Annotated in this window: 6 protein-coding genes and 2 rRNA genes; all 8 read left to right on the top strand. The window is 59.8% G+C overall.

Annotated features, from left to right (window positions below; all coding sequences use genetic code 11):
* Positions 1–170 precede the first annotated feature (170 nt).
* The 8 genes from PSH96_RS24370 (at position 171) to PSH96_RS24335 (ending at position 15,149) form a co-directional block, all read left to right on the top strand.
* Positions 171–3,061: ribosomal RNA gene (locus PSH96_RS24370) — 23S ribosomal RNA — on the top strand.
* Between the two features lie 156 nt (positions 3,062–3,217).
* Positions 3,218–3,333: ribosomal RNA gene (gene rrf, locus PSH96_RS24365) — 5S ribosomal RNA — on the top strand.
* A gap of 162 nt (positions 3,334–3,495) precedes the next feature.
* On the top strand, positions 3,496–6,948 hold the full coding sequence (recC, locus tag PSH96_RS24360) for an exodeoxyribonuclease V subunit gamma (protein ID WP_305455669.1): 3,453 nt from the start codon (positions 3,496–3,498) through the stop codon (positions 6,946–6,948).
* On the top strand, positions 6,945–10,619 hold the full coding sequence (recB, locus tag PSH96_RS24355) for an exodeoxyribonuclease V subunit beta (protein WP_305455668.1): 3,675 nt from the start codon (positions 6,945–6,947) through the stop codon (positions 10,617–10,619). The genes recC and recB overlap by 4 nt, the downstream gene beginning before the upstream one ends.
* Positions 10,616–12,685, top strand: coding sequence for an exodeoxyribonuclease V subunit alpha (gene recD, locus PSH96_RS24350; protein ID WP_305455667.1), 2,070 nt, complete (start codon positions 10,616–10,618; stop codon positions 12,683–12,685). The genes recB and recD overlap by 4 nt, the downstream gene beginning before the upstream one ends.
* Before the next feature lie 142 nt (positions 12,686–12,827).
* Positions 12,828–13,394: a YfiR family protein gene (locus PSH96_RS24345; protein WP_236373791.1), complete on the top strand. Its 567-nt coding sequence runs from the start codon at positions 12,828–12,830 to the stop codon at positions 13,392–13,394.
* The gene (locus tag PSH96_RS24340; RefSeq protein ID WP_305455664.1) at positions 13,391–14,653 is read left to right on the top strand and encodes a diguanylate cyclase domain-containing protein; all 1,263 of its coding nucleotides are present in this window, start codon (positions 13,391–13,393) and stop codon (positions 14,651–14,653) included. The genes PSH96_RS24345 and PSH96_RS24340 overlap by 4 nt, the downstream gene beginning before the upstream one ends.
* Positions 14,654–14,657: 4 nt before the next feature.
* Positions 14,658–15,149 carry an OmpA family protein gene (locus PSH96_RS24335; protein WP_305455661.1) on the top strand — a complete coding sequence of 164 codons (492 nt, stop codon included), beginning with the start codon at positions 14,658–14,660 and terminating at the stop codon, positions 15,147–15,149.
* The last annotated feature ends 272 nt before the right edge of the window (positions 15,150–15,421 follow it).

The raw sequence follows: 15,421 nt of genomic DNA, 5'->3' as shown, positions 1-15,421 counted from the left end.
ATTAGATCGTTCTTTAAAAATTTGGGTATGTGATAGAAAGATAGACTGAACGTTACTTTCACTGGTAACGGATCAGGCTAAGGTAAAATTTGTGAGTTCTCTTAATTGAGAAATTCGAATTTTCGGCGAATGTTGTCTTCACAGTATAACCAGATTGCTTGGGGTTATATGGTCAAGTGAAGAAGCGCATACGGTGGATGCCTTGGCAGTCAGAGGCGATGAAAGACGTGGTAGCCTGCGAAAAGCTTCGGGGAGTCGGCAAACAGACTTTGATCCGGAGATGTCTGAATGGGGGAACCCAGCCATCATAAGATGGTTATCTTACGCTGAATACATAGGCGTAAGAGGCGAACCAGGGGAACTGAAACATCTAAGTACCCTGAGGAAAAGAAATCAACCGAGATTCCCTTAGTAGTGGCGAGCGAACGGGGACTAGCCCTTAAGTGGCTTTGAGATTAGCGGAACGCTCTGGAAAGTGCGGCCATAGTGGGTGATAGCCCTGTACGCGAAAATCTCTTAGTCATGAAATCGAGTAGGACGGAGCACGAGAAACTTTGTCTGAATATGGGGGGACCATCCTCCAAGGCTAAATACTACTGACTGACCGATAGTGAACTAGTACCGTGAGGGAAAGGCGAAAAGAACCCCGGAGAGGGGAGTGAAATAGATCCTGAAACCGTATGCGTACAAGCAGTGGGAGCCCACTTTGTTGGGTGACTGCGTACCTTTTGTATAATGGGTCAGCGACTTATTTTCAGTGGCGAGCTTAACCGAATAGGGGAGGCGTAGCGAAAGCGAGTCTTAATAGGGCGTCTAGTCGCTGGGAATAGACCCGAAACCGGGCGATCTATCCATGGGCAGGTTGAAGGTTGGGTAACACTAACTGGAGGACCGAACCGACTACCGTTGAAAAGTTAGCGGATGACCTGTGGATCGGAGTGAAAGGCTAATCAAGCTCGGAGATAGCTGGTTCTCCTCGAAAGCTATTTAGGTAGCGCCTCATGTATCACTGTAGGGGGTAGAGCACTGTTTCGGCTAGGGGGTCATCCCGACTTACCAAACCGATGCAAACTCCGAATACCTACAAGTGCCGAGCATGGGAGACACACGGCGGGTGCTAACGTCCGTCGTGAAAAGGGAAACAACCCAGACCGTCAGCTAAGGTCCCAAAGTTATGGTTAAGTGGGAAACGATGTGGGAAGGCTTAGACAGCTAGGAGGTTGGCTTAGAAGCAGCCACCCTTTAAAGAAAGCGTAATAGCTCACTAGTCGAGTCGGCCTGCGCGGAAGATGTAACGGGGCTCAAACCATACACCGAAGCTACGGGTATCACGTAAGTGATGCGGTAGAGGAGCGTTCTGTAAGCCTGTGAAGGTGAGTTGAGAAGCTTGCTGGAGGTATCAGAAGTGCGAATGCTGACATGAGTAACGACAATGGGTGTGAAAAACACCCACGCCGAAAGACCAAGGTTTCCTGCGCAACGTTAATCGACGCAGGGTTAGTCGGTCCCTAAGGCGAGGCTGAAAAGCGTAGTCGATGGAAAACAGGTTAATATTCCTGTACTTCTGGTTATTGCGATGGAGGGACGGAGAAGGCTAGGCCAGCTTGGCGTTGGTTGTCCAAGTTTAAGGTGGTAGGCTGAGATCTTAGGTAAATCCGGGATCTTAAGGCCGAGAGCTGATGACGAGTTAACTTTTAGTTACGAAGTGGTTGATGCCATGCTTCCAAGAAAAGCTTCTAAGCTTCAGGTAACCAGGAACCGTACCCCAAACCGACACAGGTGGTTGGGTAGAGAATACCAAGGCGCTTGAGAGAACTCGGGTGAAGGAACTAGGCAAAATGGCACCGTAACTTCGGGAGAAGGTGCGCCGGTGAGGGTGAAGGACTTGCTCCGTAAGCTCATGCCGGTCGAAGATACCAGGCCGCTGCGACTGTTTATTAAAAACACAGCACTCTGCAAACACGAAAGTGGACGTATAGGGTGTGACGCCTGCCCGGTGCCGGAAGGTTAATTGATGGGGTTAGCTAACGCGAAGCTCTTGATCGAAGCCCCGGTAAACGGCGGCCGTAACTATAACGGTCCTAAGGTAGCGAAATTCCTTGTCGGGTAAGTTCCGACCTGCACGAATGGCGTAACGATGGCGGCGCTGTCTCCACCCGAGACTCAGTGAAATTGAAATCGCTGTGAAGATGCAGTGTATCCGCGGCTAGACGGAAAGACCCCGTGAACCTTTACTATAGCTTTGCACTGGACTTTGAATTTGCTTGTGTAGGATAGGTGGGAGGCTTTGAAGCGTGGACGCCAGTCTGCGTGGAGCCAACCTTGAAATACCACCCTGGCAACTTTGAGGTTCTAACTCAGGTCCGTTATCCGGATCGAGGACAGTGTATGGTGGGTAGTTTGACTGGGGCGGTCTCCTCCTAAAGAGTAACGGAGGAGTACGAAGGTGCGCTCAGACCGGTCGGAAATCGGTCGTAGAGTATAAAGGCAAAAGCGCGCTTGACTGCGAGACAGACACGTCGAGCAGGTACGAAAGTAGGTCTTAGTGATCCGGTGGTTCTGTATGGAAGGGCCATCGCTCAACGGATAAAAGGTACTCCGGGGATAACAGGCTGATACCGCCCAAGAGTTCATATCGACGGCGGTGTTTGGCACCTCGATGTCGGCTCATCACATCCTGGGGCTGAAGCCGGTCCCAAGGGTATGGCTGTTCGCCATTTAAAGTGGTACGCGAGCTGGGTTTAGAACGTCGTGAGACAGTTCGGTCCCTATCTGCCGTGGACGTTTGAGATTTGAGAGGGGCTGCTCCTAGTACGAGAGGACCGGAGTGGACGAACCTCTGGTGTTCCGGTTGTCACGCCAGTGGCATTGCCGGGTAGCTATGTTCGGAATAGATAACCGCTGAAAGCATCTAAGCGGGAAACTAGCCTCAAGATGAGATCTCACTGGGACCTTGAGTCCCCTGAAGGGCCGTCGAAGACTACGACGTTGATAGGTTGGGTGTGTAAGCGCTGTGAGGCGTTGAGCTAACCAATACTAATTGCCCGTGAGGCTTGACCATATAACACCCAAGCAATTTGTTTCTCGGAAGAGCATCAGATTGCGGTGTGTGAAGACGAGATGAACCGAAAGTTCGACGTTCACAAAACACCGACAGCTGTCACATACCCAATTTGCTGAAGCGAAGCCAGCTGGCTACGACTCAGTACCCGAATTTCTTGACGACCATAGAGCATTGGAACCACCTGATCCCATCCCGAACTCAGTAGTGAAACGATGCATCGCCGATGGTAGTGTGGGGTTTCCCCATGTGAGAGTAGGTCATCGTCAAGATTAAATTCCGAAACCCCTGATTGCTAACGCAATCAGGGGTTTTGTTTTGGGCGGTCGAAAAGTGTTGCCACGCAACGTATCAAGCGTTTCTCACTTGCAGTCTGTGACCGCCTTCAATGCTAAAGTCCATGCCTCGATTTTGCTTTTCCCAAGGAAGCCGTTATGCCGGATGCGACGTCCCTCAGCGCTGGATTCATGGTGGTTCACGGCAACCGCCTCGACGAACTGCGCAGTCTGGTAGTCAGTTGGATGCGCCGTTATCCCCTGGCTCCTCTGGAAAACGAAATCGCCCTGGTCCAAAGCAATGGCATTGCTCAATGGCTCAAGCTGGCCTTGGCCGAAGATCCCGAAGAAGATGATATGGGCGGCTGCGGCATCGCTGCGGCTATCGACGTGCAGCTCCCCGGCAGCTTCATGTGGCAGCTCTATCGCATGGTTTTGGGCAAAGACGAAATCCCGCCCAAATCCCTGCTCGATAAAGCCCCGCTGACTTGGCGCCTGATGCGCCTGCTCCCGGAGCTCATTGACCAACCGCACTTCGAGCCCCTGCAGCGATTTCTCACCGACGACACCGACCTGCGCAAACGCTATCAACTGGCGGAACGCCTGGCCGACTTGTTCGACCAATACCAGGTCTACCGCGCCGACTGGCTGGAAGATTGGGCGGCCGGTCGCCACCAACTGCGCAACGGCCGAGGCGAAACAAAGCCCCTGAACCCGGCGAATTGCTGGCAGGCAGAACTCTGGCGTGCACTGCTACTGGATGTAGGTGAAGAGGGCATGGCTGAAAGCCGCGCCGGTGTTCACCAGCGTTTTATCGAGCGGATCAACGCCCTCGAAAAAGCCCCCCAAGGCCTGCCGTCCCGAGTCATCGTTTTCGGCATCTCGTCCTTGCCCGCCCAAGCGCTGGAAGCACTCGCCGGCCTGGCACGCTTCAGCCAAGTCTTGCTGTGCGTACACAACCCTTGCCGCCACCACTGGTCCGACATCGTTGCCGACAAAGACCTGCTGCGTAACGAGTACAAACGCCAGGCGCGCAAAGCCGGTATGCCCGTCACCATCGACCCGCAAACCCTGCACCAGCATGCGCACCCCTTGTTGGCCGCCTGGGGCAAACAGGGCCGTGACTACATCAGCCTGCTGGACAGCTACGACGACCCCAACAGCTACCGCGCCGCCTTCCGTGATGGCCGCATCGACCTGTTCAGCGACAGCCAACCCACCACGCTGCTCAATCAGTTGCAGGACGACATCCTCGAACTGCGCCCACTCAATGAAACCCGCGAACTGTGGCCGGGCGTCGATCTGAATCACGACAGCTCCATCCGTTTCCACATCGCCCACAGCGCCCAACGCGAAGTGGAAATCCTCCATGATCAATTGCTCCAACGCTTCAGCGCCGACCCCACACTGCGCCCGCGTGACATCATCGTCATGGTCCCCGACGTCGACAGCTACGCACCGCACATCCGCGCGGTCTTCGGCCAGCTTGAGCGGAACGACCCGCGTTTCATCCCGTTCACCCTCACCGACCAAGGCCAGCGTGGCCGCGATCCACTGCTGATCGCCGTCGAGCACCTGCTAAAGCTCCCCGACAGCCGCTTTCCCGTCAGCGAAATCCTCGACCTGCTCGACGTCCCCGCCTTGCGCGAACGTTTTTCCATCAAGGAACGCGACCTGCCCACGCTGCACCGCTGGATCGAAGGCGCCGGCATCCGCTGGGGCCTCAACGCCGAACAGCGCGCCGGCCTCGGGCTGCCCCAGGAGCTTGAGCAAAACAGCTGGCGATTCGGCCTGCGTCGCATGCTCCTGGGTTATGCCGTAGGCACCGGAATCGCCTGTGATGGCATTGAGCCCTACGATGAAATCGGCGGCCTCGACGCCGCGTTGATCGGCCCACTGGTCGCCTTGCTCGATGCGCTAAACCAGGCCCATCAAGCCTTGTCGCAACCGGCAAAACCTCAAGAATGGGGCGAGCGCCTGCAACGCCTGATGCAGCTGTTCTTCCTGCCTAGCAGCGAGCACGACGACTATCTGCTTGGCCAACTTGAGCAGCTGCGGGAAGACTGGCTGGAAACCTGCGAGTCCGTCGGCCTGCAGGACGAGTTACCCCTTACCGTCGTCCGCGAAGCCTGGCTGGCTGGCCTCGACCAGGGCCGCCTGTCCCAGCGCTTCCTCGCTGGGGCTGTCAATTTCTGCACCCTGATGCCCATGCGCGCCATCCCGTTCAAGCTGGTCTGCCTGCTCGGAATGAACGATGGCGATTACCCGCGCGCGCAACCGCCGCTGGACTTCGACCTGATGGGCAGTGACTACCGCCCCGGCGACCGTTCACGCCGCGAAGACGACCGCTACCTGCTGCTCGAAGCGCTGCTGTCGGCCCGCGATCAGCTCTATATCAGCTGGGTAGGCCGCAGCATCCGCGACAACAGCGACCGCCCGGCCTCGGTATTGATCGGCCAACTGCGTGACCACCTCGCCAGCGGCTGGCAAAACGCAGACACACAAGAGCCCCTGTTGGAAGCCATGACTCAGGAGCACCCACTCCAACCCTTCAGCGCCCGCTACTTCCACGAAGGTGATGCGCTGTTCAGCTACGCCCGCGAATGGCAGCTGCTCCACGAAGCACCCGTAGCCTCAGCCAATCAAGACGAACTGGTAGAGCACCACCAGGAAGAACCTCTGAGCCTCGGTCAGTTGCAAGACTTTGTGCGCAACCCCGTCAAACACTTCTTCAGCCAGCGTCTGAAAGTGTTCTTCGAGGCCGCCGAAGTCCCGCTGGCCGATGAAGAACCTTTCGTTCTCGATGCATTGCAACGCTACAGCCTCAGCGACAGCCTGCTCAATGCAGCCTTGGCCCAGCCCGATCACATAGACCAGGCCCTGAACGCCCAAGCCCTGCGCCTGCAAGGCAGTGGCCTGCTGCCCATGGTCGGTTTCGGCGAATGCCTGCGTAATGAATTGGTCGAGCCATTGCCCGATCTATTGCAGCGTTATCAACACTTACTGGCGCTCTGGCCCACGCCACAAACCGCCGCCGAACCGATCAGTTTTGAGCATCAAGGCATCGAGCTGGAAGGCTGGATCAGTGGTCTGCATCGGCGCAGTGATGGCGGATTGTTAAGCGTCACCACCATTCCCAACAGCATCGGCTCGATCAAGACCCGCAAGTGGCATCGCCTGATCCGCCCGTGGGTCAATCATGTGGTGGCCTGCGCCTGCGGCTTGCCACTGAGTACCGGGCTGGTTGCCAGTGACGACACCTTGCTGCTGGCCCCGCTGGAAAAAACCGTCGCCCAGGAAATACTCGGCAACCTGTTACTGGCCTGGCACACCGGCATGCGCAAACCACTGCCCGTCGCCGTGAAAACCGCCTTCGCCTGGCTCAGCCAAACCGATCCGGACAAGGCGCAGGCAGCCGCCAGCAAAGCCTACGAAGGCGACGGCCTGACCACCGACGGCGAACGCCGCGAAACCCCGGCGCTCACCCGCCAATTCCCGGATTACGCCACGCTCATCGCCAGCGAAGAGTTCGAAGGTTGGGCCGAAACCCTGTATCGCCCCTTGATCAACGCCCCATGGCGATCACTCAGCAGCGAGGAGGCCAGCGCATGATCAGTAAACCTTTGGCCCTGGCCTTCCCACTCAAAGGCAGCCAGCTGATTGAAGCCAGCGCCGGCACAGGCAAGACCTTCACCATATCCGCGCTGTACCTGCGCCTGGTGCTTGGCCACGGTGGTGACGACTCCGGCTTTGGCCGCGAACTGCTGCCACCGCAAATCCTGGTGGTGACTTTTACCGACGCCGCCACCAAAGAGCTGCGCGAACGCATCCGCATCCGCCTGGCCGAAGCCGCGCGGTTCTTCCGCGACGAAATCGAGCAACCGGATGCCCTGATCGCCGACCTGCGTGACCAATATCTGCCCGAGCAATGGCCGGCCTGTGCCAACCGCCTGGACATCGCCGCCCAATGGATGGACGAAGCTGCAGTGTCGACCATCCACAGTTGGTGCCAGCGCATGCTGCGCGAACACGCGTTCGACAGCGGCAGCCTGTTCACCCAGACCCTGGAAACCGACCACAGCGACCTGCTCGGCGAAGTACTGCGCGATTACTGGCGGCTGTTCTGCTACCCGATGCACGACGACGCGCTCAACTGGGTGCGCAAAAACTGGAGTGGCCCTGCCGCGCTGATGCCACGCGTGCGCGCGCTGTTCGGCAGCGAACGGCCCACCGATGAAACCCGTGAGCCGGCCGAGTTGATCAACGCTTGCTTGCAAGAGCGCCGCCAAGCGCTGGTCGCGCTCAAGGCACCCTGGCAACAATGGGCCATCGAGCTGCGCGATATCTGCCTGCAGGCCGTCGCCGCCAAAGCTGTCGACGGCCGCAAGATGCAAGCGCGTTACTTCGAACCCTGGTTCGAAAAGATCAGTGCCTGGGCCGCTGATGAAACCCTCGAACAACTCGACATCGGCACCGGCTTCACCCGCCTCACGCCCGATGGCATGGCCGAAGCCTGGAAAGGCGAGCCGCCGCGTCACCCCGGCATCGACGCCATGGCCAGCCTCAAGGCCAGCCTCGACGCACTGCCAACCCCCGACGCCGCCGTGTTGCAACACGCCGCCGGTTGGGTCGGTAAACGCTTCGAAGAAGAAAAACGCCGCCGCGCCGAAATGGGCTTCGACGACATGCTCATCCGCCTCAACGCCGCCCTGCAAGCCGACGGCGGCGAGCGCTTGGCCAGTGTGATCCGTGAGCAGTTCCCGGTCGCCCTGATCGACGAATTCCAGGACACCGACCCGGTGCAATACAGCATCTTCGACAGCATCTACCGCATCGAAGAAAACCACCTCGACAGTGGCCTGTTCCTGATCGGCGACCCCAAGCAGGCGATCTACGCGTTCCGTGGCGCCGACATCTACACCTACCTGCGCGCCCGCCAGTCCACCACCGGCCGCCATCACACCCTGGGCACCAACTTCCGTTCCAGCCACGCGATGGTCGAGGCGGTCAACCATGTGTTCCAGCGTGCCGAGACCGGACGTGGCGCGTTCCTGTTCCGTGAACCGAATGGCGACAACCCGGTGCCGTTCCACTCGGTGCTGTCCCAAGGCCGCAAAGAGCAGTTGCAGGTCGATGGTCAAACCCTGCCGGCGATGAACCTCTGGCACCTGCCCACCGACCAGCCGATTTCCAACGCGGTCTATCGCCAACAACTGGCGGCCGCCTGTGCCACACAAATTGTTGAATTGCTCAATGGCGGGCAGCAGAGCAGCGCAGGTTTCCTACAACCGGATGGCAGCTTAAAAGGCGTACTCCCGTCAGACATCGCCATTCTGGTGCGCGACGGCAAGGAAGCCCAAGCCGTGCGCGCCGAGCTGGCCGCCCGGGGTGTACGTAGCGTTTATCTGTCTGACAAAGACTCGGTGTTCGCCGCCCAGGAAGCCCACGACCTGCTGGCCTGGCTCAAGGCCTGCGCCGAGCCGGACGTCGAGCGCCCGTTGCGCGCCGCTCTGGCCTGCGTCACTTTGAACCTTTCACTGGCAGAACTGGAGCGTCTGAACCAGGACGAACTGGCGTGGGAAACCCGCGTGATGCAGTTCCGTGGTTATCGCGCGATCTGGCGTACCCAAGGCGTGCTGCCGATGCTGCGACGCCTGCTGCATGATTTCAAGCTGCCGCAAACCCTGATTGCCCGCAGTGACGGCGAACGCGTACTGACCAACCTGTTGCACCTGAGTGAATTGCTGCAACAGGCCGCGTCAGAGCTGGACGGCGAACAAGCGCTGATCCGCCACCTGGCCGAACACCTGGCACTGTCGGGCCAGGCCGGTGAAGAACAGATTCTGCGCCTGGAAAGCGACGAACAATTGGTCAAGGTGGTAACCATCCACAAGTCCAAGGGCCTGGAATATGACTTGGTCTTCCTGCCGTTTATCTGCTCGGCCAAGCCGGTGGATGGCAGTCGCTTACCGCTGCATTACCACGACGAACAGGGCAAATCCCAGGTCAGCCTGCGGCCGACCGCCGAGCTGATTGCCCAAGCTGACGACGAGCGCCTGGCCGAAGACCTGCGGTTGTTCTACGTCGCCCTCACGCGCGCCAAACACGCGTGCTGGTTGGGCATTGCCGACCTCAAACGTGGCAATAACAGCAGCTCGGTCTTGCACCTGTCCGCGCTGGGTTATCTGCTCGGTGGCGGTGCATCGTTGGGCGAATCCGCCGGTCTCGCGCGCTGGCTGCTGGACTTGCAGGAGGGCTGCGCTGCCATCCACTACACCCACGTGCCCGACGCGCAAGACAGCCTGTTCCACCCGCCGCGCAACGAGGCAACCTTGCTGGCACCGCTACTGCCCCAGCGCAAGGCCGCTGAAAACTGGTGGATCGCTTCCTACAGCGCTTTAAGAATCGGCGACAGCTTGAGCGCCGCAACCCTTGAAGCACCAGAAAGCCCACAAGCCCAGAAGCTGTTCGACGACGAACGCCTCGACCCCGACGCACCGCGTGAAGTGGCAGCGTCTGGCGGTGATATTCACCGTTTCCCACGAGGCCCTAACCCCGGCACCTTTCTACATGGCCTGTTGGAATGGGCGGGTGAGGAAGGTTTCAACGTGACGCCCGAGGCCATCGAAAAAGCCGTGGGCGCGCGCTGTAACCGACGCAATTGGGAAGGCTGGATCGTCACCCTCAGCGGCTGGCTCGGCCATTTGCTGCAAACGCCGCTGCCGGTAGATAACGATCTAGTCGCCCTCAGCAGCCTGCAGCACTACCAGATCGAAATGGAGTTCTGGTTCGCCAGCCACAAAGTCGACGTACTCGCCCTCGACAAGCTGGTGTGCCAATACACCCATAAAGGCGTGTCCCGAGTGGCTGCCGAACCGGTGCTGCTCAACGGCATGTTCAAGGGTTTTATCGACCTTACGTTCGAACACGACGGGCGCTATTACGTGGCCGACTACAAATCCAACTGGCTTGGGCCTGACGATTCGGCCTACACGCAGGACGCCATGGAACAGTCGATCCTCGAGCATCGGTACGACCTGCAATACGTACTTTACCTGCTGGCCCTGCACCGCCAGTTGAAGGCACGCCTGCCGGATTACGATTACGACCGCCATGTCGGCGGTGCGCTGTACCTGTTCCTGCGTGGCACCCAGGCCACCAGCCAAGGCGCGTATTTCACCCGGCCGCCACGGGAGCTGATCGAAGGCTTGGACCTGTTGTTCCAGGGCAAACCCATACCGCCCAAGGTTGAGCCCGCCTGGGAACAAGGAGTGCTGCTATGAGCCTGTCGCCATTACCGCTTGAGGACCTGCTGCCCCTCAGTCGCGCCGCCGACCTGGTGCAGTTGTTGGAACGCTGGGTCGACCGTGGCTGGCTGCGCGCACTGGACAAAGCCTTCGTCGGCTTCCTTTACGAACTCGACCCGCAGGCCGACCCGCTGGTATTGCTGGCCGCGGCATTGACCAGCCACCAACTGGGCCATGGCCACGTCTGCCTGGACCTGTTCGAAACGCTTAAAGCGCCAGACTTTGCCCTGTCATTGCCACCCGAAGGCGACCTGCAAACCGGCGCCATGTTGCTGCCCTCGCAATTGCTCGACGGCCTTGATGGCGCCCACTGGTGCCATGCGCTGGCCGCCAGCCACTTGGTCGCGCTGGCTGTGGATGGCAGTGAATCGGCCCAAAGCCGCCCGCTGGTGCTGTCCGGCAAACGCCTGTATTTGCGCCGCTACTGGACCTACGAACGGCGCATCGACACAGCGTTGCGCCTGCGCCTGGCCACCCAGGAAACCGTCGCCACTGATTTGCCGCAACGCCTGAACACCTTGTTCGATCAAGCGCCACCGGACGGCGTGATCGACTGGCAAAAACTCGCCTGCGCCCTGGCCACACGCGGGGCCTTCAGCATTGTCACCGGCGGCCCCGGCACCGGCAAGACCACCACGGTGGTGCGCTTGCTCGCGCTGCTGCAGGCCCCGGCCGTAGAGGCCAGCAGCCCATTGCGCATTCGCCTCGCCGCGCCCACCGGCAAAGCCGCCGCACGCCTCACCGAATCCATCAGCCAGCAAGTGTTGTCGCTGAATGTGCCGGACAGCGTGCGGGAAAAAATCCCCACCCAGGTCACCACGGTTCACCGCCTGCTCGGCAGCCGCCCCGGCACGCGACATTTTCGCCATCACATCGGCAACCCGTTGCCATTGGACGTGCTGGTGGTGGACGAAGCCTCGATGATCGACCTGGAAATGATGGCCAACCTGCTCGACGCTTTGCCGGCCCACGCACGCCTGGTATTGCTCGGGGACAAAGACCAACTCGCCTCGGTAGAAGCCGGCGCCGTGCTCGGCGACTTGTGCCGTGATGCCGAAGCCGGCTGGTACAGCCCCGACACGCGCCAGTGGCTGCAAGCGGTCAGCGGCGAAGACCTCAGCGCCAGCGGCCTGCAGGAAGACCTCGAGGGCAGTCATCCGCTCGCCCAGCAAGTGGTCATGCTGCGCTACTCGCGACGCTTCGGCGAAGGTAGCGGCATCGGCCAATTGGCGCGCTGGGTTAACCAGCAAAATGCCGAAGAGGCGCGCAAACTGCTTGCCGCGCGCAGCCACAGCGACCTGTTCTGCTTAAGCCTCAAGGGCGAGCACGATCACGCCCTTGAGCGCCTGGTGCTGGACGGGCAGGGCGACGATGCCCAGGGTTATCGCTATTACCTGAATCTGCTGCACAGCGCGCGTCCTGCACTCGACACCCCACGTGAAGACGTCGCCTGGACCCACTGGGCGCAACAGCTGCTGCAAGCCTTCGATGCGTTCCAGCTGCTGTGTGCCGTGCGTAAGGGCCCGTGGGGCGTGGAAGGTTTAAACCTGCGCATCACCGCCGCCTTGCGTAAAGTGCGGCTGATCGAAGGCGATGACCAATGGTACGAAGGCCGCCCGGTGCTGATGACCCGCAACGACTACGGCCTGGGCTTGATGAACGGCGACATCGGCATCGCCCTCAAACTGCCTGAAAGTGACGGCGGCCCACAGGTGCTGCGTGTGGCTTTCCCACGCAACGATGGCCAGGGCGGCGTGCGTTTTGTACTGCCCAGCCGTCTGAATGATGTGGAAACCGTGTACGCCATGACCGTGCACAAATCCCAGGGCTCGGAATTCACCCACACGGCGCTGATTCTGCCGGATGCGCTGAACCCGGTGCTGACCAAAGAGCTGATCTACACCGGCATCACCCGCGCCAAACGCTGGTTCAGTTTGATCGAACCGCGAGGCGGGGTGTTTGAGGAAGCGGTGCGGCGCAAGGTCAAACGTCTGAGCGGGTTGATGCTGGAATTAGATGCAGCGTCTGATAAAACTGACTGATGGGTCATGAAATACTTCTGGTTTAGTTGCCTGATTTTTCTGAAAAAATAGCGGGCATTGATAAACCCCCAAGTCGTGGGGTTTTCCGCCGCTGTGCTATCGTTGCGGCATCACCCTGTAAAATAGCTGAGAGAATCGCTGCATGAACGTGGCTGTCTCGCCCACAGAGCGCAGTTTGAGCTGGAGACGCATGTTACTGGTGGCGGTGCTATGCCTGCTCGCCCCGCGTGTATTTGCGCAGACGCCCAGCCTGGCGGATCACCGCGCCCAGGCGGTCACCCAAGTGGTACTCGGCATCCTCAGTTATGCCCGTTGGCCGGTGGAGCCTGCGCAACTGCGCTTGTGCATCGTCGGCCCCACCCAATACACCGACGACCTGATCAAAGGCACCACCCAGGCCACTGGCCGCCCGGTGGTGGTGCAGCGTCTGCTGGCCGATAATCCCAATATCGTCAGCGCCTGCGACGCCATTTACATCGGCAAACTCTCCGCCGATGAACGCAGCCGTCTGTTCACCTCATTGATCGGCCACCCGGTGCTCAGCATCAGCGAAGGCGGCGACCAATGCACCGTGGGCAGCCTGTTCTGCCTGCGCGTGAGCGATGAGCAAGTGTCGTTCGAGGTCAACCTGGACTCCGTCGCCCGCAGTGGCGTGCGTATTCACCCCAGCGTGTTGCAACTGTCCCGACGTCGAGCGCCAGCGCCATGAGTACCGCTAAAGTGCGGCCGACCTTGCGTTCGGTCATTGGCCGTGGGCATTTGATCCTGGCACTGGTGGCCGTGACCCTGGCCAGTGTGTCGCTGACCCTGCTCGGCGTGCTGGCGCTGCGCGTGTATGCCGAGCACAACCTGCACCTGATTGCGCGCTCCATCAACTACACCGTTGAGGCGGCAGTGGTGTTCGACGACAGTGCCGCCGCCACCGAGGCCTTGAGCCTGATTGCCTCCACCGAAGAAGTGGCCCAGGCCGAAGTCTTCGATGCCAACGGCAAGCTGCTGGCGCAATGGATACGGCCCGATAACGGCATGCTCTCCAGGGTTGAACTGGCGGTGGCGCACACCCTGCTCGAACAGCCCATCAGCCAGCCGATCCTGCACCAGGGCCAACCCGTCGGCAGCATTCACTTGATCGGCCATGGCGGCAGCCTGCTGCGCTTTTTGCTCAGTGGCCTGGCCGGGATTCTGATTTGTACCGCGCTCAGCGCCTGGGTCGCGTTGTACCTGGCGCGGCGCCTGTTGCAAGGCATCACTGAACCGCTGCAAAGCCTCGCCGCCGTGGCCCACGCCGCCCGCAGCGAGCGCGATTTCGACAGCCGCGTGCCACCGGCGCAGATCGCCGAACTCGACAGCCTCGGCAGCGACTTCAACGCCCTGCTCGGCGAGATGGAAGCCTGGCAAAGCCACCTGCAAAGTGAAAATGAAACCCTCGCGCACCAGGCCAGTCATGACAGCCTCACCGGCTTGCCCAATCGCGCTTTTTTCGAGGGCCGCATGATCCGCGCCCTGCGCAGCGCCGCCAAGGTCAATGAGAAGGTGGCGGTGCTGTTCCTCGACAGCGACCGTTTCAAAGACATCAACGACAACTTCGGCCACGCCGCCGGCGATGCCGTGCTGGTCGCCGTCGCCGAGCGCGTACGTGCGCAACTGCGTGAGGATGACCTGGTGGCGCGGCTGGGCGGTGATGAATTTGCGATCCTGCTGGCGCCGCTGCACAAGGCCGAGGATGCCCAGCGCATCGCCGACAAGATCATTGCCAGTATGGACAAACCAATCCCGTTGCCCGGCAATACCCAGGTGTTGACCTCCCTCAGTATCGGCATCGCCATCTACCCCGATCATGGCGCCACTCCCGGCACCCTGCTCAATGCCGCCGACGCGGCCATGTACCAAGCCAAGCGGCTGTCCCAGGGCGGCCAGCAAACGGCGGAGGCGGAGCCTACCGCTGCCAATGTTCAACACAGGAGTTGATCCCTTGTTCTCGAAAACGCGTGTTCTGTTTATCACTTTGTTGGTGGCCTTTTTAGCCCTCGGCGGCTGCCAGACGCCACCACCCAAGGGCCTGAGCCCGGCACAAATCGCCGTGCTTAAACAACAAGGCTTTGAACTGACCGACGAAGGTTGGGCGTTCGGCCTGTCCGGCAAAGTGCTGTTTGGCAGCGACGTCGAAAGCCTCAACAAAGCCAGCACCGACATCGTCGAACGCATCGGCAAAGCCCTGACGGGCGCTGGCATCGAACGCGTGCGCGTCGACGGCCACACCGACGCCTCCGGCAAAGAAACCTACAACCAGCAACTGTCCCTGCGCCGCGCAAAAAGCGTGGCCAAGGTGCTGACCGGCGTGGGCATGAAAGAAGAAAACATCCAACTGCGCGGCCTGGGCAGCAGCGAACCGGTGGCGTCGAACACCACCGTGGCAGGCCGCACCGAGAACCGGCGCGTGTCGATCGTCGTGATTGCCGACTAAGCACCACACTCAGTTCCAACGTGCCAATGCGGTCAACTGTGGGAGCTGGCTTGCCTGCGATAGCGGTGTATCAGCAGTAGATAAGCTGCCTGACCCACCGCCATCGCAGGCAAGCCAGCTCCCACACTCATTTGTGCCAGACCTAAATCTTGTGCCCACTACAGTGCAAATGTGGGAGCCGGGCTTGCTCGCGAATGCGGTGTATCAGCAGCAGATAAACTGCCTGACCCACCGCCATCGCAGGCAAGCCAGCTCCCACACTTATTTGTGCC

Source organism: Pseudomonas sp. FP2338, from assembly GCF_030687515.1.
GTDB lineage: Bacteria > Pseudomonadota > Gammaproteobacteria > Pseudomonadales > Pseudomonadaceae > Aquipseudomonas > Aquipseudomonas salomonii.
This window is presented reverse-complemented; position numbering and strand designations above follow the sequence as displayed.